The following is a 21,921-nucleotide window of genomic DNA, read 5'->3' as shown; positions in this document are numbered from 1 at the left end:
AAAAATTCCTCCTCTAATAATTTGCAAGCGTTTTCTTATGAGTATATATTATCACAGATAATAGATGAAATAAATAAAAATAAGCTCATGATTATATTTATCATGAACTTATTTCTTATTATTGTTTATTATTTAAATATTGTTGAATTTTATCAGAAAAGGCATAACCACCTACTAATAATACAAGTAATACTGACCAGAAAATTGAATTCCATGCAAATGAATGTGGGAAATCATGTGGTAAAATATGTACTGCTTCGTGTGCTAATGTAATAACAACTAATTTAACACCTACCCAAGCAACAATTAAAAATGCTGATAATTCTAAACCAGGTTTATCTGCTAATAATTTAATGAACGCATTAGCTGCATAACGCATTAAAACAATACCCATAATACCACCAATGAACATTACTGCAAATTGTCCACCATTAATACCACCTACAGAAAAATCACCTACTTTAGGTAAAGTCACTGCAATTGCAACAGCAGCCAGCATTGAATCAATAGCAAAGGCTAAATCTGCTATATTAACCTTAATAACAGTAACCCAAAAACTATCTCCTGATTGTTTGCCATCTTCTTCATCATGACCAACTTTCAAAAATTTATAAGTATGTGCTAACCCAACATATAGTAAGTAAGCAGCACCTAATGCTTGAATCCACCATAATTCTACTAAAATAGTAATTAAAAATAATGCACCAAATCGTAAGATAACTGCACCTAATAACCCATAAAATAAAGCTTTTTTCTGTTCTTCTTTATTTAAATGTTTTACCATAACAGCCATAACAATAGCATTATCTGCTGATAACAAACCTTCTAAAAAAACTAATACAATTAAAATCCATCCGTATGCTAAAACTGTTGATAACATATTTTTCCTCCTTAAAAATATTACACAAATATAAAAGACCTTTGCCAATAATGGCAAAGGTCTCACTAAGCATGAATATGCTGCTATCACCGATGATATAATCATGTAATGACGACAATAGCATTATCTAAATAAATAGATAACCAGTTACTCCCCCTTGACTTGGGAATTTTATATTTAATACTTAATAAGTATAACAAGTTAATAAAACTTTGTCTATATCTTTACATTCAATGTTACAATTGATTTAATGCTGCTTTAATTACTTCTACTTTATCTGTTTGTTCCCAAGGTAATTCAACATCTGTACGTCCAAAATGACCGTATGCTGCTGTTTGTTGATAAATAGGACGACGTAAATCTAACATTTTAATAATTCCAGCTGGACGCAAATCAAAATTCTGACGTATAACTTCTATTAATTGTTTATCTGATACTTTACCAGTACCAAAAGTATCAATTAAAATGGATACAGGTTCGGATACACCTATTGCATAAGCTAATTGAATTTCAACTTTATCTGCTAAACCAGCTGCAACAATATTTTTAGCCACATAACGTGCAGCATAAGCACCTGAACGATCAACTTTTGTTGCATCTTTACCAGAAAAAGCACCACCACCATGTCTAGCATAACCACCATATGTATCCACTATAATTTTTCTACCTGTCAATCCAGCATCTCCAACAGGACCACCTATAATAAATCGTCCAGTAGGATTAATAAAATATTTTGTTTCATCATCTAATAAATTTTTAGGCACTACTTTATCAATAACTTCACGATGAATATCTTTATGCAATTGTTCTTGGCTAATATTTTCATCATGTTGTGTAGAAATAACAATAGTATCTACACGCAAAGGTTGATTATTTTCATCATATTCAATAGTTACTTGTGTTTTACCATCTGGTCTTAAGTAAGTTAATTGTTGATTTTTTCTAACTTCTGTTAAACGACGAGATAATTGATGTGCTAAAGCAATAGGTAAAGGTAAATATTCAGGTGTTTCATTACTAGCATAACCAAACATGATACCTTGGTCACCTGCACCAATAGCTTCAATTTCTTGATCTGATAATTGACCTTGTCTTGCTTCAAGAGATTGATCTACACCCATTGCAATATCTGGTGATTGTTCATCAATAGCAGTTAATACAGCAATCGAATTACCATCATAGCCTAATGCACTATGATTATAACCAATCTCATTAATTGTTTTTCTCACAATTTTTTGTAAATCTATAATCGCTGTTGTTGTAATTTCTCCAGTTAATAATGCCAAACCTGTTGTAACAGATGTTTCACAAGCCACACGTGCTTGTGGATCTTGTGCTAAAATTGCATCTAATACTGCATCTGAAATTTGATCTGCAATTTTATCTGGATGTCCTTCAGTAACTGATTCTGAAGTGAATAATTTTTTGATTGTCATAATATCCTCCTAATAACTAAAAATAAAAAAACCTCATGTAAATAAATTAATATTTATCCACATAAGGCAGTACGTACTATTATGCCTCTTATCGTTCAAAGCAAAACTTTGCTAAGGATAGCACCTTCCGTAATTTACGGGGTTGCTGGGTTTCATTGGGCCTATTCCCTCCACCAACTCTGGATAAGATTAACTTACTCTGCATATTATAAGTAACTCTTTTTCAGTTGTCAACTGATATCTTTCAATCTAAAAATTTTATTTTGTTGAATTTCTATAACGAATTGTAAAAGGCAATATCACATGATTTTCTTCATCTTGTGAAATTTTACTACCTTCTAATTTTTCTAATTTTTCTTTATCAATTAATTTAGTTAATAAACGCATTGATACTGCACCAATATCATAAATTGGTTGCGCTACTGAAGATACTTTTGGTCTTACCATATTAACTAATTTTGTATTATTAAATGAAATCACTTCAAAATTTTCTGGTACACTTCTATTATTATCTTGTACACTATGTACAAATGCTAAAGCAACTTCATCGTTTAAAACCACAGCAGCATCAACACCAGCTTTGGCTAAAGTAGGATACACTTCAATACCATCATTATAAGTATGACATGTATCATATACATATTTTTGATTAAATTTAATATTTTTATCCATTAAAGCATCTTTATAACCTGCTAAAATTTGTTGACAAACAACATTTTTATTCGAATCAATTGCTAAAGCAATTTTACGGTTACCATTATTAATTAATTTTAAAGTTGCTTCTTTAGCTGCTGCTTGATAATCAATATTCACTGAAGGTAATACTTTTTCACTATCTGAAGTGGCTGCTAATACAACCGGTATCGTACCATTAGTAAATAACTGTGTTAATTTAGGAGATAAAGCACCTCCTAAATAAACAATACCATCAACTTGTTTACTTACTAATGTTTGATAAATTTCTAATTCGTTATCACTATCTTGATCTGAATTCGTTAACATAACATTATACTTAAACATTCTAGCAATATCTTCAATACCACGTGCCAGTTCAGCATTAAAGAAATTAGAAATATCAGGTATAATCACACCTACTGTTGTTGTTTTTTTACTTGCTAAACCTCGAGCTACTGCATTAGGTGTATAGCCTAGTCTTTCAATGACGTCCATAACACGTTGACGTGTTGCTGCTTTAACATTAGGGTTATTATTTACTACACGTGATACTGTTGCCATTGACACTTTTGCTTCGCGTGCAACATCATAAATTGTAACAGTCATAATTGTTCTCCTTTACATTTTATAAATTAAAATCTCTATCATTAGTTTTATTATCAATATTTTTTCTTCTTGTAACCGTTTCATATAACATAATAACATGTTTTCATCTATTTTCACAAGTATATAGTTTTATTTTTCAAAACTATTTCCTCGAGATTATAAAATAAAATGTTTCAGAGCGTATTAACTTCTCTAAAACATTTTATTTGCAATTATTATTTTTTATAATTTTTATAAAGATAATATATAACAGCCAAAATCATTGTTAATACAAACCAAATTGCTAGCAAGATGATGATAATGACTAACCATTCCGACCAATTAGATATATTTAAAATAAATAATTTTACTTTTTGACTATCAAATATAATATTCATAACAATCTTAAATACAATAAATAACAAAACTAATTTCGAACTTTTAATAAAACATTGTAAAAAACTCATTGATTTACCTCCATAAAGAAAAAGTATGGACGATTATCGCCCATACTCACTATTTTGCGTTGTTTTCTCCCCAACAATCAATATTAGTTAAATCCGAACTAATATTTTTAATTTCAAATATTGGATTTTTTCCTGCTTTACGTTGTTTTAAATAATCAACAGTTGTTGAATAAACAACATGACTAAGGCTTAAAATTGCAATTAAATTAATTGTAGTAATCAATGCCATAAAGAAGTCACCAATATTCCACACTAAATCTAATTGTACAACTGAACCAAAATAAATAACAAGAACAGCTAAAACACGAAATGCTTGTAGAGCAATTTTACTATCTGTTAAATATTTAATGTTTGTTTCACCATAGAAATAATTACCAATGATTGTACTATAAGCTAATAAAAATACTGAAAATGTTAATAATGAACCACCTATCGTACCTAAGTGATGAATTAACGCTGTTTGTGTTAATTTAATACCTGATAATGCAGATTCACCATATTCTAAACCTGGGTATAATAAAATCATAAAGGCTGTTGCTGAACAAACAATCCAAGTATCAAAATATACACCCAAGGCTTGAATTAAACCTTGTTTTACTGGATGAGATACTGAAGCAGTTGCTGCAGCATGTGGTGCTGACCCCTCACCAGCTTCATTTGAAAATAAACCACGTTTAATACCTAAAAACATTGCAGTTGCGGCACCAATAGAACCACCTGCAAATTGTTCTATACCAAAAGCACCCTTAATGATCATCATCATCACATGTGGCACATGTGTAATATTCATGATAATAACAAGTAAAGCCATTGCTAAGTAAACAATTGCTAATAATGGCACAAACCATTCTGTGAATTTTGCAATACGGTGAACACCACCAAAAATAATTACTGCTGTTAAAATTGCTAACACAATACCAATAATATGTGTAGGCACATGATAAATCTCTAATGATTGCGCAATTGTATTTGCTTGAATAGAACTATAAGAAATAGCAAAAGTAATTGTAATTAATACTGCAAAGATAACACTTAACCATTTTTGATTTAAACCACGTTCTATATAATAAGCTGGTCCACCAATAAATGCGCCTGTTTCAGGATCACGTTTTTTATAAATTTGAGCTAATGTCGCTTCAATAAAGGCAGATGATGCACCTAAACCAGCCATTACCCACATCCAAAATACAGCACCTGGACCTCCCATAGAGATAGCAATGGCAACACCTACGATATTACCTGTTCCTACTCGAGAAGCTGCAGAAATTGTAAATGCTTGGAATGATGATACACCTTCACGATCTGGTGATTCAGTTAACACTTTAAACATCTCTTTAATGCCTTTAAACTGAATAAATTTAAAACTAATCGTAAAATAAATACCTAATACTACTAATAAACCAATAGCAAAATAACTCCAAATAAATGCTTGGCCTGTAGAAAAGAAATCATTTATTGTATTTAAATATTTTTCAAACATATGTCCTCCTAATAAACTTTATTATTTATAAACATAGTAAAAGCTACTTAATATTAAGTAACTTTTACTATTGCTTTATTAATTACATATTAAATATACCAATAACTCCTATTTTTGTCCATAGTTCTATGAACACTCATCATACGATATATCTTAAAGTTAATTTATAATTTTATCTACTCACTAACTTTTTCATGTACTAAGGTGATTTCTCCAAAGTCAGTTGTATCAACGATTATACTACCATTAGTATAACGTTCTGATAGTCTTATATGTTTCACTTCTATATGTTTAATCATCTGTTTTTCAGATACTAATTCTAATGTTACATTATCTGACATAACTTTAGCGAAAACTAATCTATGAGGTTGAGATTTAAGTTCTTTTAAGATAACTAATCCTCTCTGTGCTCTTTTTGCTGTATCAAAATCAGTTAATTTCATACGTTTAGCTGCGCCTCTTTGAGATAAAGTCACTAAATAATGATTATCTATTAAAATTGGCGAAGCACCTACAACATACTCATTATCTTTTAATGTGATTGATTTAACACCTGCTGTTCGTAATCCTGATACTGGAATATCTTGATGATTATATCTTAAAACATAACCAACATTAGTTGTCACAATAACATCAGTCAATAATTGACTACTTGTTAAATGATAAACAGAAATCAACTCATCATCTTCTTTTAAATTAATAGCCATTGAAGCTTTATTATGACGCGTTAACTTAAATTTATTTGTTAATGTTTGTTTAATCATACCATTTTTAGTCGACATAACAATTGTATCATTATCAACAAATTGTTTTTCTAGCATTAAGCTCAACACTTCGTCATCATCATTTAATGTGCAAATACTAGATAAATGTTGTCCTAAATCTTTCCATTTAATATCAGGTAATAAATGCACTGGTACATAACAGAAATAACCTTTTTTAGTGAAAATAACAACTACATCTTGTGTATTACAATCCACTTTAGTTAATAAAATATCCGTATCTTTCATTGCTAAATCTTCAATACCTTTAGATGCTATATAACTTCTTGTTGAAGTACGTTTAATATAACCATCTTTTGTCAAGGTAACAATCACATCTTCACTAGCAATTAATACTTCTTTTTCTATTTTTAATTCTTCTATTTTAGCTTCTATGACTGAACGTCTTGGTGCATCAAACACTTTTTTTACTTCTAATAGTTCTTTTTTCAACACTTTTACTAAAGTAGAGCTATTATTAATAATTTTTTCAAGTTGATGAATCATTGTTTTCAAGTTATCAAATTCTTTTTGTAGTGCTAAAATGTCCATATTTGTTAATCGATATAATTGTAACATAACGATAGCTTCTGCTTGTTGTTCTGTAAAATCAAACTCATCTTGTAAATTGATTTTAGCGTCTGATTTATTTTCAGAATTACGAATAAGTCGAATGACTTTATCTAATATCGAAAAAGCTTTAATTAAACCTTCTACAATATGCATACGTTGTTTCGCACGATTTAATTCATAAACTGAACGTTGGTAGATTACTTGCTTTTGATGTTCAATATAAGCAAGTAATAGTTGACGTAATGACATTAATTTAGGACGGCGTTCGTCAATAGCTACCATATTAAAATTATAAGCAACTTGCAAATCCGTATGTTTAAATAAATAATTTAAAATACCTTGTGCATTCACTTCTTTTTTTAGTTCAATCACAATTTGCTGACCTTCTCTGTCAGTTTCATCGCGAATTTCACTAATACCTTCTATTTTTTTATCTATACGCAATTCATCTATTTTCTTGACTAAATTAGCTTTATTAACTTCATAAGGTAAATCTGTAATAATAATTCTCTCACGTCCACTACGCATCATATCAATTTCTGTTTTAGAGCGAACGACAATACGACCTCTTCCTGTTTCATAAGCTTGCTTAATGCCTGAAAGTCCTTGAATGATACCACCAGTTGGAAAATCTGGCCCTTTAATAAATTGCATTAATTCATCGACATTGGCTTGGTGATGATCTAATAAATATAATGTCGCATCAATCACTTCACCTAAATTATGTGGTGGAATATCTGTTGCATAACCAGCTGAAATACCAACAGAACCATTAACTAATAAATTAGGATAACGTGCTGGTAATACGGTTGGCTCTTCATCAGTATCGTCAAAATTCATCACAAATTCTACTGTGTTTTTTTCAATATCTTGTAATAATAAATGAGCGATTTTTGATAAACGTGCTTCCGTATAACGCATAGCTGCGGCTGGATCACCATCAACCGATCCATTATTACCTTGCATATCTATTAATATATGTCTCATTTTCCAATCTTGCGACATTCGCACCATCGCATCATAAACAGAGGAATCACCATGTGGATGAAAATTACCTATTACTGTCCCTACTGTTTTAGCTGATTTACGATAATTACGATCAGCAAAATTACCTTCTGTATACATTGCATATAAAATACGTCTTTGTACAGGTTTCAAACCATCTCTTGCATCAGGTAATGCACGATCTTGGATAACATATTTTGAATAACGTCCGAATCGATCACCCATTACATCTTCAAGTGACATCAATTGAATTGTATCTTTCATGATTTCCCCCTATTTTTCTAAAATCGATTGCTCTTCTTGTAAACCAAATTCAACATGACGTTCAATCCACTCACGACGTGGTTCTACTTTATCACCCATTAAAGTGACAACACGACGTTCAGATTGAGATTCATCTTCAATCACTACACGTATCAATGTTCGTGTATCGGGATTCATCGTTGTTTCCCATAATTGATCAGCATTCATCTCACCTAAACCTTTATAACGTTGTAATTCAGCACCTTTTCCTACTTTTTTCATTGCTTGAGCTAAATCGGCTTCTGTCCATGCATATGCTAATTTTTTAGATTTACCTTTACCTTTTTCTACTTTATATAAAGGGGGTAATGCAATATAAATTTTACCTGCATCAATTAAAGGACGCATATAACGATAGAAAAATGTTAATAATAAAACTTGAATATGTGCGCCATCTGTATCAGCATCTGTCATAATAATTATTTTATCATAATTACAATCTTCTAATTTAAAATCAACTGCTACACCTGCACCAATAGTATGAATAATCGTATTAATTTCTTCATTTTTAAAAATATCATCAAATTTTGCCTTCTCAGTATTTAATACTTTACCTCTTAAAGGTAAAATAGCTTGAAATTTACGATCTCTTCCTTGCTTAGCTGAACCACCTGCCGAATCACCTTCGACTAAATACAGTTCATTTTTAGATGCATTTTTACTTTGTGCAGGTGTTAATTTACCTGATAATAAATTCTCTTTTTTACCTCTTTTTTTGCCTGAACGTGCTTCTTCACGTGCTTTACGCGCAGCTTCACGTACTTGTTGTGCTTTAATAGCTTTCTTTACTAATAATGTTGAAGTTTGTACATTTTCTTCTAGCCAATATATCATATTTTCTGCAATAACATTATCTACTGCACTTCGAGCTTCTGATGTTCCTAATTTACTCTTCGTTTGCCCTTCAAATTGCAATAAATTTTCAGGCACACGCACAGAAATAATAGCAGTTAAACCTTCTCGAATATCTGCACCATCTAAATTTTTATCTTTTTCTTTTAACAAATTAACTTTTCGTGCATATTCATTCACGGCACGTGTAAGTGCACTTTTAGTCGCTGTTTCATGCGTACCACCATCTCTTGTTCTTACATTATTAACAAAAGATAAAATATTTTCAGAGTAGCCATCATTAAATTGAAAAGCAAATTCAACCTCTATGTCATTTGATTTACCTTCAAAATAAGCAACTTTATTTAATGTTTCTTTTTCTTCATTTAAAAATTCAACAAATTGTTCAATACCACGTTCAAATTTAAACACTTCATTTTGAACAGGTACTGTACGTTCGTCTGTTAATTTTATCTCAACATTCTTTAATAAAAATGCCGATTCTCTTAAACGTTCTGATAAAATATCATATTTATAAACCGTTTTAGAAAAAATAGTTGCATCTGGTTTAAAATGAATTACAGTTCCAGTTCGTTTAGTTTTACCAATAACTTCTAATGTAGTTACTGGATGCCCACCTTGTTCAAAACGTTGTCTATAAATTTTACCGTTTCTATAAATTGTAACAACTAACCATTCTGACAACGCATTAACTACTGAGGAACCTACACCATGTAAACCACCTGATGATTTATAACCACCTTGTCCAAATTTACCACCTGCATGTAATACCGTTAAAATAACTTCAGGTGTTGGTTTACCCGAAGCATGTTGTTCTGTTGGCATACCTCTACCAAAATCTTCAACTTCAATAGAATTATCTTTATGTATAACGACATTAATTGTTTCACCGTAACCAGCTAAAATTTCATCTACTGAATTATCAACAATTTCATAGACAAGATGATGCAAACCACGAGAATCTGTTGAACCTATATACATACCAGGACGTTTTCTTACTGCTTCTAAACCTTCTAAAATTTGAATAGAATCAGCATTATAATTCGTCGTTACTTTTTTTGTCATTGTTTCACCTCTTATTTCTTTTAAACACTTGTTATTATAAACTTAATTCAATATTTTGTCAGTAATTTCAAATGAATACTATTAATAACCGATTAGACAGCGTTTTGTTGTGTATTCTTATATACTATGTTAAAATTTTGATAAGGTTAGTCATTTTCATACTTAATCATTTCAAATGAACAGCTGACTCATTATTTAAGGAGTATAATTATGAATTATATATTTATTCTTATTGCCTATTTATTAGGATCAATACCTACTGCATTATGGATTGGTCAAATCTTTTTTCACAAAGATATACGTACAATGGGCAGTGGTAATTTAGGTGCAACAAATACTTTCAGATGTTTAGGCATACCGGCAGGAAGCATTGTCATGTTAATAGATATTTTAAAAGGATATCTTGCTGTCATATTACCTATGACTTTTATTCATGTTAATGCCTGGCATCCTCTAGTTTTTGGTGTTGTTGTTATTCTAGGGCATGTTTATCCAATATTTGCTAAATTCAAAGGCGGCAAAGCTGTAGCAGCATCAGCAGGAATGTTACTTGCATTTCAACCTGTCATTTTTTTAATTGCTTTTATTACTTTTGTCACTACTTTACTTTTAATTGGTTACGTATCTTTATCAAGTATTTTATCAGCAATTGCAGTAATAATAAGCACCTTTATTTTTAGTGACAATATCACTAAACTATTTTTAATTCTTGCCGCACTATTTGTTATTTGGAAACATAAAGCTAACATCATTCGTATTTTAAATCATCAAGAACCACATGTTCCGTTTTGGTTATTTAAAAATACATTTGATAAAAATAAGAGTAATGATAATTAATCATTACTCTTATTTTTCTTATTATCGACGTAAACCTAATGTTTTAATTAATTCACGGTAACGTTGAATATCGTTATCACGTAAGTAATCTAATAAATGACGACGACGGAAAACTTTTTTAAGTAAACCACGACGACCAGCATGATCTTTTTTATGAGTGTTTAAGTGTTCAGTTAATGCATTAATTTCTGCAGTTAAAACTGCTACTTGTACTTCTGGAGAACCAGTATCTGATTCATGCGTACGGAATTTAGCGATAATTTCTTGTTTATGTTGTTGTGTAATTGCTGCCATGTGAGGCACCTCCAAAATATATTATAGTCGCCCTTAACTGAGTTATAAGAGTTGGAGTGCTCCATATAACCAAGGTAAAGGTCTTACTTTTTAATAATATAGAACTTTCATAATAAAATCAAGAGAAATATTTTAATGATATCAAATTGTAATAGAAATAAACTCATATTTTAGAAACAAAAAAATTATTGAGATAGCTTATTTAACTATCTCAATAATTATGATTTTATTTAGCTTTACGACGTAATCCGAAACTTAATGTTGCCAATAATAAACCTAACAATCCTAATTGTGCATAAGAAGTTTCTCCTGTAACACCTGTTTTAGGTAATGACATTTTTTTATTTGGATTTTTAGCTACTTTGTTAACAGTTTTTTCAATACTTGCTTTTGTTGTATTGTGTTTGACTGCATCCGTTGTTACTTGTGCTTTTTCACTCTTAACTTCTGTTGTTGTGACTGTTGATGTTGTTGATACTGCTTCTGAAGTTTCTTCTTCATTAGCTAATTTTTCAAATGCAAGAATAATATTTTCTAAACCTTCTAATACTTTAGTATCATCTTTCATATTTAAAGCATCATTTTTAGCTTTTTCAATTTGATCAACTAATTCTGTTAATTCTTTTGATTGTGCTGAAGTTTTTAAAACATTAATTACTTCATTAATATATGCCACATTATTAGCAATTTTTTGTTTTGTTAAGTCATTCACTAATTGTGCTGTGTCATTTTGTTGACTTGTTGTTGCTTTAGTTGATGTTGTTTCTTCCATACTTACTTGTGGTTTCTCAACTGTTGTTGCTACTTCTTGACTTACTGGTGCTGGTTTTGCTACTGATGTTACTTCTTCCACACTTACTTGTGGTTTCTCAACTGTTGTTGCTACTTCTTGACTTACTGGTGCTGGTTTTGCTATTGATGTTACTTCTTCCACACTTACTTGTGGTTTTTCAATTGTTGTTGCTACTTCTTTACTTTCTGGTGCTGGTTTTGCTACTGATGTTACTTCTTCCACACTTACTTGTGGTTTTTCAATTGTTGTTGCTACTTCTTTACTTTCTGGTGCTGGTTTTGCTACTGATGTTACTTCTTCCACACTTACTTGTGGTTTTTCAATTGTTGTTGCTACTTCTTTACTTTCTGGTGCTGGTTTTGCTACTGATGTTACTTCTTCCACACTTACTNTGGTTTTGCTATTGATGTTACTTCTTCCACACTTACTTGTGGTTTTTCAATTGTTGTTGCTACTTCTTTACTTTCTGGTGCTGGTTTTGCTACTGATGTTACTTCTTCCACACTTACTTGTGGTTGTTGTGTTGTTGCTTCAACATTCATTGAAGGTTGCTCGGTTACAGTTTCTGCTGGTGTAGAAACTGGTTGAGTCGTTTCAACTTCTGGTTTAACTGATTTACCTGAATTTAATACATCAGTATAAGCATTCGCTAAATTACCACCATATGGTGCATGTACAAGTGGACTATTACATATTGCACGTGCTGTTTTATCAATTTCAGCATTACCACCTGGTGTATATGTACTTACATACAATGTTTGACCATTTTCCGTTGCTAACGCACCACCAATTTCACTTGCTGTTAATAAAGTCATACAGTGCATTGCACCTGCTGTTACACTATTTGCTTCAGTAATCCATTGATCTAATGCAAAACCTGATGACATACCAATTGAAGACCACACTTCATTTGTATTGTAATTATATTGTCCATAATAATTATGCGCACTACCTGCACCATTCGTAAAACGACTATTAACTGACTCAGCACCCGCTAATAAATGTTTACTTTGTTCTGATAAAGCTGGTGAGTAAGTTGCTAATGGTAAATGATTAGCTTCTCGAATAGCATTAATTTTAGCTAAAATTGTATTTTCCATCCCTGAATCGACAGTAATATTTGAAGCATCTATCGCTGCTTGAGCTGTTGTTGGAAATAATAATGATGTTGCCATAACGGACGCGCCTAAAACTTTAGTTAATTTATTCTTTTTCTTCATGTCATTTTCTCCTATGTTATATCGTATTATTAGATTACCCTATTATTTTAGGAGATTCAATTCTATTTCATTAAAAACTTAACTTGTTATATCTCTGTAATCAACGTAATATTTATGTAATATATCAGTTCATCTTTTTATCTTGTACTAGAATAAATAAAGGTGTTATCTTATTCTCTTCATAATTAAATGTCATAGAGGTAATGGGAACTAATCCTTCCGTAAAATAATGAATGGCCATTTTTGACATAATATCATAACCCGCTTCATTAACAATATCACCAATAATCAAGGTATCTTGATGTGGAATAGCCATGATTGCTTCACCTGTAAATGTAGCTACTAATTGATTTAACCACTCGTCATTTAATACTCTTGCTGCATCATAACCATCTTTATTATTTACAAAATAAAAATGATTACTTACTACTTCATCTTTAGCTAAAGATACTGGTAATTGTTTCAAATTTGTGATTGCTGCTTCATGCAATTGTTCTTTAGTAATATTTGATTGTTGTAATAATTTTTCATCTATTAAACGATAGGTATTACCTAAATCTAATGCATAATAAATCATTGTTTCAGCTGTATGCGCTGTTACAACAAAAGCAACATCTTGTTTAGTCATTTTTGGAAAACTCGTTGCACGAATAACAGGATAAATTTGTGATAAATTAATCGTTACCGTTTCATCTTTAGCTCTGGCTGTTAAACTCGTAGTAATGTAATAGACTGCCTCATCTATATTATTTAAATTCTCTTGTTCATTTGCTTTTGCTAATAATGTTCTTAGTGCTACTACTACACTTCCACCATGAATATGCTTTACTGTCATCTTTTCTTCTTTTCTATCTACAGTTATATCATAATCTTTTAATTTGTCTTTCATTATTTTTTCTATATCATTCAATTGATAACGCATTAATCTTCTCCTTATTGTTGAAATATTTGTCGTGTAAGTTTCATGGATACTTTTTTAAACCAATTCATTTTATCTAATATATATGCCAATAACCATGTTAATAGCATAGGCAAAATAACATAGATAGTCAATACATTGGTCCAGCCCCATATACCACCACCATTAAGTTGGGCACCATCAATAAATGCTATAAAAAAACTACTGCCATAAAAAACCGATTTAATCGAATTATTTAAAGGCATCACATAATAACTCATTAATGTTAATACTAAAGTCACGATTAAAGGGATTAATAGCACAATAGGATATTTTAAAACATTAATCAATTGAATGGCTGGCACTAATAAACTTTGTACTAGACTTTCTTTAATGGCCCCCATATATAAACATAGCGTTGATAAAGAAATAATAAATATTGTACTTGATGCACTTGCTAAAATAAGCATATCTGACGGTATCATTAATTGCGATATTAGTTGATTAGCATCATTAGGAAGTAATGTATTTAAACTAAAAACTAAACTCACGATAATTACTTTAAAAGTTGACTCAGGTAAATCTATTATACTTTGATAAACATAGACTAGTATCGATTGTTGCCAATCAAACCAAGGTAAAATTACAATTGATAAAATAACAATAAATGTTGATGAAAGAAACAAACCTATTAATTCATGTGACTGAAGCGTTAATTGACGACAAAAATAAATTAAAATAAGACTCAGGGCAATTAACCATAATGACATAGGCGTTGGCTGAATAATAACAATTAACATTGACACAATAATATAAAGTGCATCATCAAATAAAAAATAAGCAAAAATAATCGTGAAAATCAACGTATAATACTGCATTAATTGCTGTGCACTTTGTTGTAACGGTAGCCAATTGGTAAAATTAAATAGAGCAAGCAATAACTGTTGACCAATCACAGCAATGATATAAGCAAATAACCAACTTTTTAATAATTTATTTATTATTAGCATATTAATCTTCCTCCAACAATTTACTCACGATGCTTTGTATATCATCATAATCAAATCCTTTTCGCTGCAATGCTTGATATAATTTTGTACGCAGTTGATAACCTTGATGTTTTTTCTGATACTTATGATAAAAATCTTGTGCAACTTTATCAATTAATCTTTGTGTCGTTTCATCATTAATAACTTGTTGCCAATTAACTGTTGATAACACTTCTTGAATTGATGACATCATATAACCTTTACGTTGATAAGTTTGTAAAATTTTTTGTATTAAGGCACGCTTAGGAAGTTGTTGTTTAACGATGAATTTATGAATTAACATTTCTAAACGTTCTTGCCATTGTTGTGGTGAATACATATCAATAGCTTGATTAATCTTCATCTTATCAATTTGATGTTGTGCTAATTTTTGTTGAATAATTATTGGTCCTTTATCAGTTGTATTGATAATTGTACTGACATAACATTGCGCATAATATTCATCATTTAAATAGCCTTCTAATAATAATTTCTCAATGACTTGATCAATATATTGCTCAGATGCTTCTAATTGATGTAAATACTGCCTCATCTCACTAATTGTTCTGAGTTTATAAGAAATAAATTGAATTGCTTTGTCGTAAACTCTTTGATAATTTTCATATGTTTTAATTTGTTCTAATTCATGAGTAGAAATTTCTTTATCTTTCAATAAGACAAATTTAATTAAAGTATGTTCTGAAACTGATAGTACAAATTGTTGATCACAGTAAATATTATATCTCATGTGATTTTTTTGACTTTGTTCTACTTTTGTTATTTTCATAAAATTTCCCCCTATATTGCCAAATCTCATAACTGATTACAATAGCTGAAATGATGATAATAAAAATTATAAAATATATTATCAATTTAATATTAAATAAAAAAGCAAACCATAATCCCCATAATAGTAGCGCAACAGTTAATTTACCATAAAAACCTAAATAACGTTTTAACCACCACGTTATAAAATCTTCATTCAATGATCTACTTTGGTAATACAATTTAATAATTTTAATAAGATCGCCTCCTATTTTGATGTCATCAATTACTATATTTTTACAATACAATAAAAAGAATGTGAATAGCAACTATTCACATTCTTTTTTATTTAAGTACAAAATGTCCTGGTGAGACTTCTACTAATTGTTGATTAACAAAATCTTCATGACCTTCTTCATAACTATATCGAACACGTTGACGTTCATAATCAGGGTCTGGTAAAGGAATAGCTGATAATAAAGATTTTGTATAACTATGTTGTGGATTGTTATAAATATCGTCTGCTGGCCCTATTTCTACAATGTGACCACGATGCATAATTGCAATACGATCTGAAATATATTTAACCATTGATAAATCATGTGCAATGAATAAATAAGTTAAATTACGTTCCATTTGCAATTCTTTTAACAAATTAACCACTTGTGCTTGAATCGAAACATCTAATGCTGAGATAGGTTCATCTGCAATAATAAATTTTGGGTCTAATGCTAATGCACGTGCGATACCGATACGTTGACGTTGCCCACCAGAAAATTCATGTGGATAACGATTAATATGTTCTCTATTTAACCCAACTGATTCTAATAATTCATAAAGTTTTACTTCACGTTCTGCTTTATTTAAATACATATGATGAATATCAAATGGTTCAGATAAAATTTCTTTTACTGTCATTCTTGGATTTAATGAAGCATAAGGGTCTTGGAATATCATTTGCATTTCTTTATTAAAATTCAATACTTCTTTACGAGACATTGCTGCTTGAACGTCCTTACCTTCAAATAACACTTGTCCATCAGTAATATCATATAATCGAATAATACTTCGACCTGTTGTAGATTTACCTGAACCTGATTCACCTACTAAACCTAAAGTTTCACCTTCATAAATATCAAAAGAAATACCGTCTACTGCTTTAATTGGATTTTGTGGCGAACCAAAATACTGTTTTAAATTTTTTATTTCTAATAATTTTTTAGCCATTTATTTCGCCTCCTCTTGTTTTTGTAAACCACGTTTATTAATACGTGCTTGCACTTCTTTTGGACGTTCTACTTTTGGCGCATCTTTATGTAATAACCAAGTTTTAGCACGATGCGTTTCACTTACCGAAAACATTGGTGGCTCTTGTTCATAATCAATTGCCATAGCATAAGGATTTCGTGGTGCAAATGCATCACCTTTAGGTGGATCAATTAAGTTTGGTGGCGTTCCAATAATAGCACGCAATGGCTCTCGTTTTTGATTATCTAAATCAGGCATTGAAGATAGTAATCCCCATGTATATGGATGACGTGGGTCATAAAAAATATCATCAACTGTACCTTCTTCGACAATTTGACCCGCATACATTACGGCTACTCTATCTGCAACATTTGCAACAACACCTAAGTCATGTGTAATAAAAATAATAGCTGTATCAAATTCTTTTTGAATTTTTTTCATTAGTTCTAAAATTTGCGCTTGAATTGTAACGTCCAAAGCTGTTGTTGGTTCGTCAGCAATTAATAATTTAGGATTAGTTGCTAGCGCAATCGCAATAACAGCACGTTGACGCATACCTCCAGAAAATTCATGCGGATATTGATGATATCTTTTCTCTGGATAAGGAATACCTACTAAATCTAATAACTCTATTGCACGTTTTTGTGCAGCTTCTTTAGACATTTGTAAATGCTTAATTAATACTTCATCGATTTGTTTACCCACTTTCATTGTTGGGTTTAACGATGTCATTGGATCTTGGAAAATCATCGCAATATCTTTTCCACGAATCGTTTGCATTTGTTGTTCTGATAATTTTAGTATATCTTGTCCTTCAAATAAAATCTCACCTTGTGCATAATCACCAGGTGGTTGAGGAATTAAACGCATAATTGCATTACTTGTCACAGATTTCCCTGAACCTGATTCACCTACAATAGCTAGTGTCTCACCTTTTTTCAATGAAAAACTAACACCTCTTACAGCATGTACAATCCCAGCATAAGTATGAAAATTGATATGTAAATTATTAACTTCTAAAATTTTCGTCATTTTTTCACCTTCCTATTTACGTAATTTCGGATCCAATGCATCACGCAAACCATCACCGACTGCATTAAAACCAAATATTGTTAAACAAATGAATGAAGCTGGGAAAAATAAACGCCAAGGATAATATTGATACGCAGCAACACCTTCTGAAGCCATTGTTCCCCAAGATGGGAATGGTTGCTGTATACCTAAACCTAAATAACTTAAAAATGATTCAGTAAAAATAGCACTTGGTACTGTCAATGTCATTGTTACAATAATAGCACCCATTGCATTAGGAATAATATGTTTAATTAAAATATGCCATGTATTAGCGCCTAATGTGCGTGATGCTAACACATATTCATTATTTTTAATTGTTAATACTTCACCACGTACGATACGTGCCATATTAATCCACCCAGTAATTGTTAAAGCTAGAACCATTGGTATCAACCCTTGTTTTAAAACAACTAATAGTAAAATAACGACTAATAAATAAGGTACTGCTGATAAAATATCAGCAAAACGCATCATTATATTATCTGTTTTTCCACCTCGTAAACCTGCTGTGGCACCATAAACAACACCAATTACTACATCTAAAAATGCAGCAATCAAACCAATAGCAATAGAAATTCTTGCACCGTACCAAATACGTACAAAAATATCACGACCTAAATCATCTGTACCAAACCAATGTGTCGCACTTGGTGCTTGATTATAAATACCTGTTTGTTCAGAATAAGAAAACGATACTAAATAAGGACCGAAAATGGCAAATAAAGTAATTAACATAACAATAATTGCACCTACAACGGCTAATTTATTTTGTAAAAATCGTCTAAATACTTCTGACCAAAAAGATAAAGTTTTTTTATCTAAACGTTCTGCCTGTTGCTGTTGTGTTCCAACAATTTCAAATTTTTCTAATGGAATTTGACTTTCGTTATTATATTGCATATTATTTGCCTCCTTTCAGTTTAATACGTGGATCTGCAAAACTATATAAAATATCTACAATTAAAATTGAGCATAATAAAATAATACTATAGAAAACAGTTGTACCCATAATAACAGAATAATCACGGTTCGTTATTGCTTCTACGAAATGTTTTCCTAATCCTGGAATACTAAAGATTTTCTCTACAACAAAACTACCTGTTAATACAGCTGCCGTTAAAGGACCTAAATACGTTAATACAGGCATAATCGCATTTCTTAAGGCATGTTTAAATATAATTGTTTCTTTTGACATTCCTTTTGCTCTTGCCATTTTAATATATTCTGCACCTAATTGTTCTAACATACTTGAACGTGTCAACTTAGCAATATAGGCCATTGGTGATAAAGACAAAGCAATCGCTGGTAACACTGAATAAATAAAACCATTCCAACTTGCTACTGGAAACAGATTTAACTTAACTGCAAAAACATATTGTAATAATGAAGCCATGATAAAACTTGGTACTGAAATACCTAAAACAGCAAAAATACTTAAAGCATAATCTTGCCATTTATTATGATACAATGCTGAAACTGTACCAATCATTACCCCAAAACTCACAGCTAGAAAAATAGCTTCTGCACCTAACATTGCTGACACTGGGAAACCAGAAGCAATTAATGAATTAGTTGTTACATCACGATATTTTGTTGATGTACCGAAATCAAACTGTAAAATATTAAGTAAATAATCTTTGTATTGAATATACCATGGATTATTTAAACCATATTGTCGATTTAAGTTTTCTAAAATTTCGGCCGGTAATTGTCTTTCTTGCGTAAATGGACTACCAGGCGCAATACGCATTAAGAAAAAGGTAATTGTAATAATTAAAAATAATGTAATTACAATAGAAATTAAACGTTTCCCTATATATTTACCCATTTTATTCACTCCTTTATTTTTATAAACACTATTTCACCATTTTATAATAGACTAAATTAAAAAATCAACCATTTAATTTAAGCAGTAAGATAGGATTAGAAGTTATCCTAATCCTATCTTCACTTACCTGTTATTTTATTTTTTTTCGATTTTAATATCTTTCAAGTAAACATTACCTAATGGTGTTTGTTCAAAACCTTTAACATATTCTTTCGTCATCGTTGGTGTTACATAGTAGTAAAGTGGTGCAATTGGTGCTTCATCTACGATAATTTTTTCTGCTGATTTTAACAATGCTTCACGTTTTGTAGCATCAGTTTCTTCTTTTGCTTTATTTAATAACTCAGTGTATTCATCACTATGCCATCCTGTATTGTTATCACCATTTGATACTTCAGAAAACATATTTAAGTAATTTGTTGCATCTGAGTAATCTGCTGACCAACCAGCACGCATCACTTGTAGGTCACCTTTATGTACTTGATCTAAGAATACTTTCCACTCAGCATTACTTAACTCTGCTGTTACACCTAATACTTGTTTCCATTGTTCTTGAATTGCTTGGGCAATTTTCGCATGACCTTCACTCGTATTATATGAAATTGTTAATTTAATATCACTTGCGTTAGCTAAACCTAACTCTTTCAAGCCTTCTGCTAATTCTTTTTTAGCTAATTCTACATCATGATCTTTAAATAGTTTACTATCGAATGATGGTACAAAACCAGCAGCTGGTTGTTGACCTGCTTTTGTGATGTTATCTACAATTGCTTTACGATCGATAGCATATGACAATGCACGACGGATATGTTGGTTTTTAACAAATTCTTTTTCTGCATTAAATTTGTACATGTATACAGCATCTTTTTTATTTGCTTTATATTCTGGAGATTTTTTAGCTTGCTCCATTGCATCTGTTGCAATCGTATTGTAAGGATCACCTACAACATCTAACTCCCCTGCATTATACATAGAAAATGCTGTATTTTCGTCTGTTACAATATTAATTTTAACTTCATCTAAATCTACATTTGATTTGTCATAGTAATTATCATTTTTAGCTAATGTTAATTCTTTATTTGGTGAATAACTTGTTAATTTAAATGCACCATTTGATACAAATGTTTCTGGTTTTGTATACCATTTAGCATTTGATTCTACAACTTTTTGATTAACTGGGAAAAATGAAGCATTTGTTACCACTTGATCAAAATATTGTACTGGTGAGTTTAAAGTTACTTTTAATGTTGTGTCATCTACTGCTTCAACACCTACATCTTCTACTTTACCTTTACCACCATTAAAGGCTTCAGCACCTTTAATATCATATAATTTGTAAGCTGCTTCTGATTGATTAGCTGGATTCAATACCCATTTCCAAGCAAAAACATAATCTTTTGCTGTTACAGCTTCACCATTTGACCATTTAGCATCTTTACGTAATTTGAAAATCCATACACGACCATTGTCTTGTTTTTCAATACTTTCTGCACCTGCTAAGTCAGCTTTACCATCTTTAGCTACACGCGTTAAACCTTCAAATAAATTATCTGCTAACGCTGCAGAAGTTGTATCAGTTGATAACCCTGGGTTTAATGTTGGTGGATCAGATGTAAATGATAAATTAATTGTTTTTTTATCTGCGCTAGCACCATTATTATTTGAGCCACAAGCTGTCAAAATTAATGTTGTCGTAGCTAAAGCTACACCAACTGTTTTTAATTGTTTTTTCATTTCTTTACCTCCTAATTTAACGATTGTCATATAAGACACATCAGTTTATAAAATAATTTACCATATATTTATACCTTTTGTCCATGTATTTTTGAAAATATTTTAAATTATCTGATATAT

At 30.7% G+C, this 21,921-nt stretch carries 18 protein-coding genes and 2 riboswitches; of the genes, 1 reads left to right on the top strand and 17 read right to left on the bottom strand.

Features of this window, described 5'->3' with window-relative positions:
* Window positions 1–118: 118 nt before the first annotated feature.
* The 7 genes from AC5EAH_RS01900 to parE all read right to left on the bottom strand — a co-directional run bounded on the left by AC5EAH_RS01900 (window position 119) and on the right by parE (window position 10,082).
* Entirely contained in the window at window positions 119–880 is a 762-nt protein-coding gene (locus AC5EAH_RS01900; protein WP_493493057.1) for a TerC family protein, read from the bottom strand.
* Window positions 876–1,048, bottom strand: a riboswitch (yybP-ykoY riboswitch). It overlaps the preceding gene by 5 nt.
* Window positions 1,049–1,116: 68 nt before the next feature.
* Window positions 1,117–2,316: a methionine adenosyltransferase gene (gene metK, locus AC5EAH_RS01895; RefSeq protein ID WP_493493056.1), complete on the bottom strand. Its 1,200-nt coding sequence runs from the start codon at window positions 2,314–2,316 to the stop codon at window positions 1,117–1,119.
* Window positions 2,317–2,401: 85 nt separating this feature from the next.
* Window positions 2,402–2,506, bottom strand: a riboswitch (SAM riboswitch).
* Between the two features lie 68 nt (window positions 2,507–2,574).
* Window positions 2,575–3,597: a LacI family DNA-binding transcriptional regulator gene (locus AC5EAH_RS01890; protein WP_493493055.1), complete on the bottom strand. Its 1,023-nt coding sequence runs from the start codon at window positions 3,595–3,597 to the stop codon at window positions 2,575–2,577.
* Between the two features lie 215 nt (window positions 3,598–3,812).
* Window positions 3,813–4,043 (bottom strand): hypothetical protein, encoded by a 231-nt coding sequence (locus AC5EAH_RS01885; RefSeq protein WP_493493054.1) that lies wholly within the window; start codon window positions 4,041–4,043, stop codon window positions 3,813–3,815.
* A gap of 49 nt (window positions 4,044–4,092) precedes the next feature.
* Window positions 4,093–5,523, bottom strand: a complete 1,431-nt coding sequence (locus AC5EAH_RS01880) for an alanine/glycine:cation symporter family protein (protein WP_493493053.1) — start codon at window positions 5,521–5,523, stop codon at window positions 4,093–4,095.
* 176 nt (window positions 5,524–5,699) lie between these two features.
* Window positions 5,700–8,126 (bottom strand): DNA topoisomerase IV subunit A, encoded by a 2,427-nt coding sequence (gene parC / locus AC5EAH_RS01875; protein WP_493493052.1) that lies wholly within the window; start codon window positions 8,124–8,126, stop codon window positions 5,700–5,702.
* 9 nt (window positions 8,127–8,135) lie between these two features.
* On the bottom strand, window positions 8,136–10,082 hold the full coding sequence (gene parE / locus AC5EAH_RS01870; protein WP_493493051.1) for a DNA topoisomerase IV subunit B: 1,947 nt from the start codon (window positions 10,080–10,082) through the stop codon (window positions 8,136–8,138).
* Between the two features lie 204 nt (window positions 10,083–10,286).
* On the opposite strand from parE, the gene plsY reads away from it, so the two are divergent.
* Window positions 10,287–10,919, top strand: a complete 633-nt coding sequence (gene plsY / locus AC5EAH_RS01865) for a glycerol-3-phosphate 1-O-acyltransferase PlsY (RefSeq protein WP_493493087.1) — start codon at window positions 10,287–10,289, stop codon at window positions 10,917–10,919.
* A 21-nt stretch (window positions 10,920–10,940) separates the two neighbouring features.
* Here the strand turns inward: plsY and rpsO are convergent, their stop codons facing one another.
* The 10 genes from rpsO to AC5EAH_RS01815 all read right to left on the bottom strand — a co-directional run bounded on the left by rpsO (window position 10,941) and on the right by AC5EAH_RS01815 (window position 21,801).
* The gene (gene rpsO / locus AC5EAH_RS01860; protein ID WP_493493050.1) at window positions 10,941–11,213 is read right to left on the bottom strand and encodes a 30S ribosomal protein S15; all 273 of its coding nucleotides are present in this window, start codon (window positions 11,211–11,213) and stop codon (window positions 10,941–10,943) included.
* 226 nt (window positions 11,214–11,439) lie between these two features.
* Window positions 11,440–12,390, bottom strand: a complete 951-nt coding sequence (locus AC5EAH_RS01855) for an LPXTG cell wall anchor domain-containing protein (protein WP_493493049.1) — start codon at window positions 12,388–12,390, stop codon at window positions 11,440–11,442.
* A 960-nt stretch (window positions 12,391–13,350) separates the two neighbouring features.
* On the bottom strand, window positions 13,351–14,148 hold the full coding sequence (locus AC5EAH_RS01850; RefSeq protein WP_493493048.1) for a DUF1444 domain-containing protein: 798 nt from the start codon (window positions 14,146–14,148) through the stop codon (window positions 13,351–13,353).
* An 11-nt stretch (window positions 14,149–14,159) separates the two neighbouring features.
* The gene (locus AC5EAH_RS01845; protein WP_493493047.1) at window positions 14,160–15,134 is read right to left on the bottom strand and encodes a hypothetical protein; all 975 of its coding nucleotides are present in this window, start codon (window positions 15,132–15,134) and stop codon (window positions 14,160–14,162) included.
* 1 nt (window position 15,135) lies between these two features.
* Window positions 15,136–15,939, bottom strand: a complete 804-nt coding sequence (locus AC5EAH_RS01840; protein WP_493493046.1) for a RecX family transcriptional regulator — start codon at window positions 15,937–15,939, stop codon at window positions 15,136–15,138.
* A 323-nt stretch (window positions 15,940–16,262) separates the two neighbouring features.
* A complete protein-coding gene (locus AC5EAH_RS01835) occupies window positions 16,263–17,144 on the bottom strand; it encodes an ABC transporter ATP-binding protein (RefSeq protein WP_493493045.1) in 882 nt (293 codons plus the stop codon).
* Entirely contained in the window at window positions 17,145–18,197 is a 1,053-nt protein-coding gene (locus tag AC5EAH_RS01830; RefSeq protein WP_493493044.1) for an ABC transporter ATP-binding protein, read from the bottom strand.
* 12 nt (window positions 18,198–18,209) lie between these two features.
* A complete protein-coding gene (locus tag AC5EAH_RS01825) occupies window positions 18,210–19,139 on the bottom strand; it encodes an ABC transporter permease (protein ID WP_493493043.1) in 930 nt (309 codons plus the stop codon).
* 1 nt (window position 19,140) lies between these two features.
* Entirely contained in the window at window positions 19,141–20,067 is a 927-nt protein-coding gene (locus AC5EAH_RS01820) for an ABC transporter permease (RefSeq protein ID WP_493493042.1), read from the bottom strand.
* Window positions 20,068–20,202: 135 nt separating this feature from the next.
* On the bottom strand, window positions 20,203–21,801 hold the full coding sequence (locus tag AC5EAH_RS01815; protein WP_493493041.1) for a peptide ABC transporter substrate-binding protein: 1,599 nt from the start codon (window positions 21,799–21,801) through the stop codon (window positions 20,203–20,205).
* Window positions 21,802–21,921: the final 120 nt, after the last annotated feature.

The sequence above is a fragment of the Staphylococcus sp. B1(2026) genome (assembly GCF_058895785.1).
The sequence above is the reverse complement of the archived record's forward strand: the minus strand, read 5'-3'. Positions and strand labels throughout refer to the sequence as shown.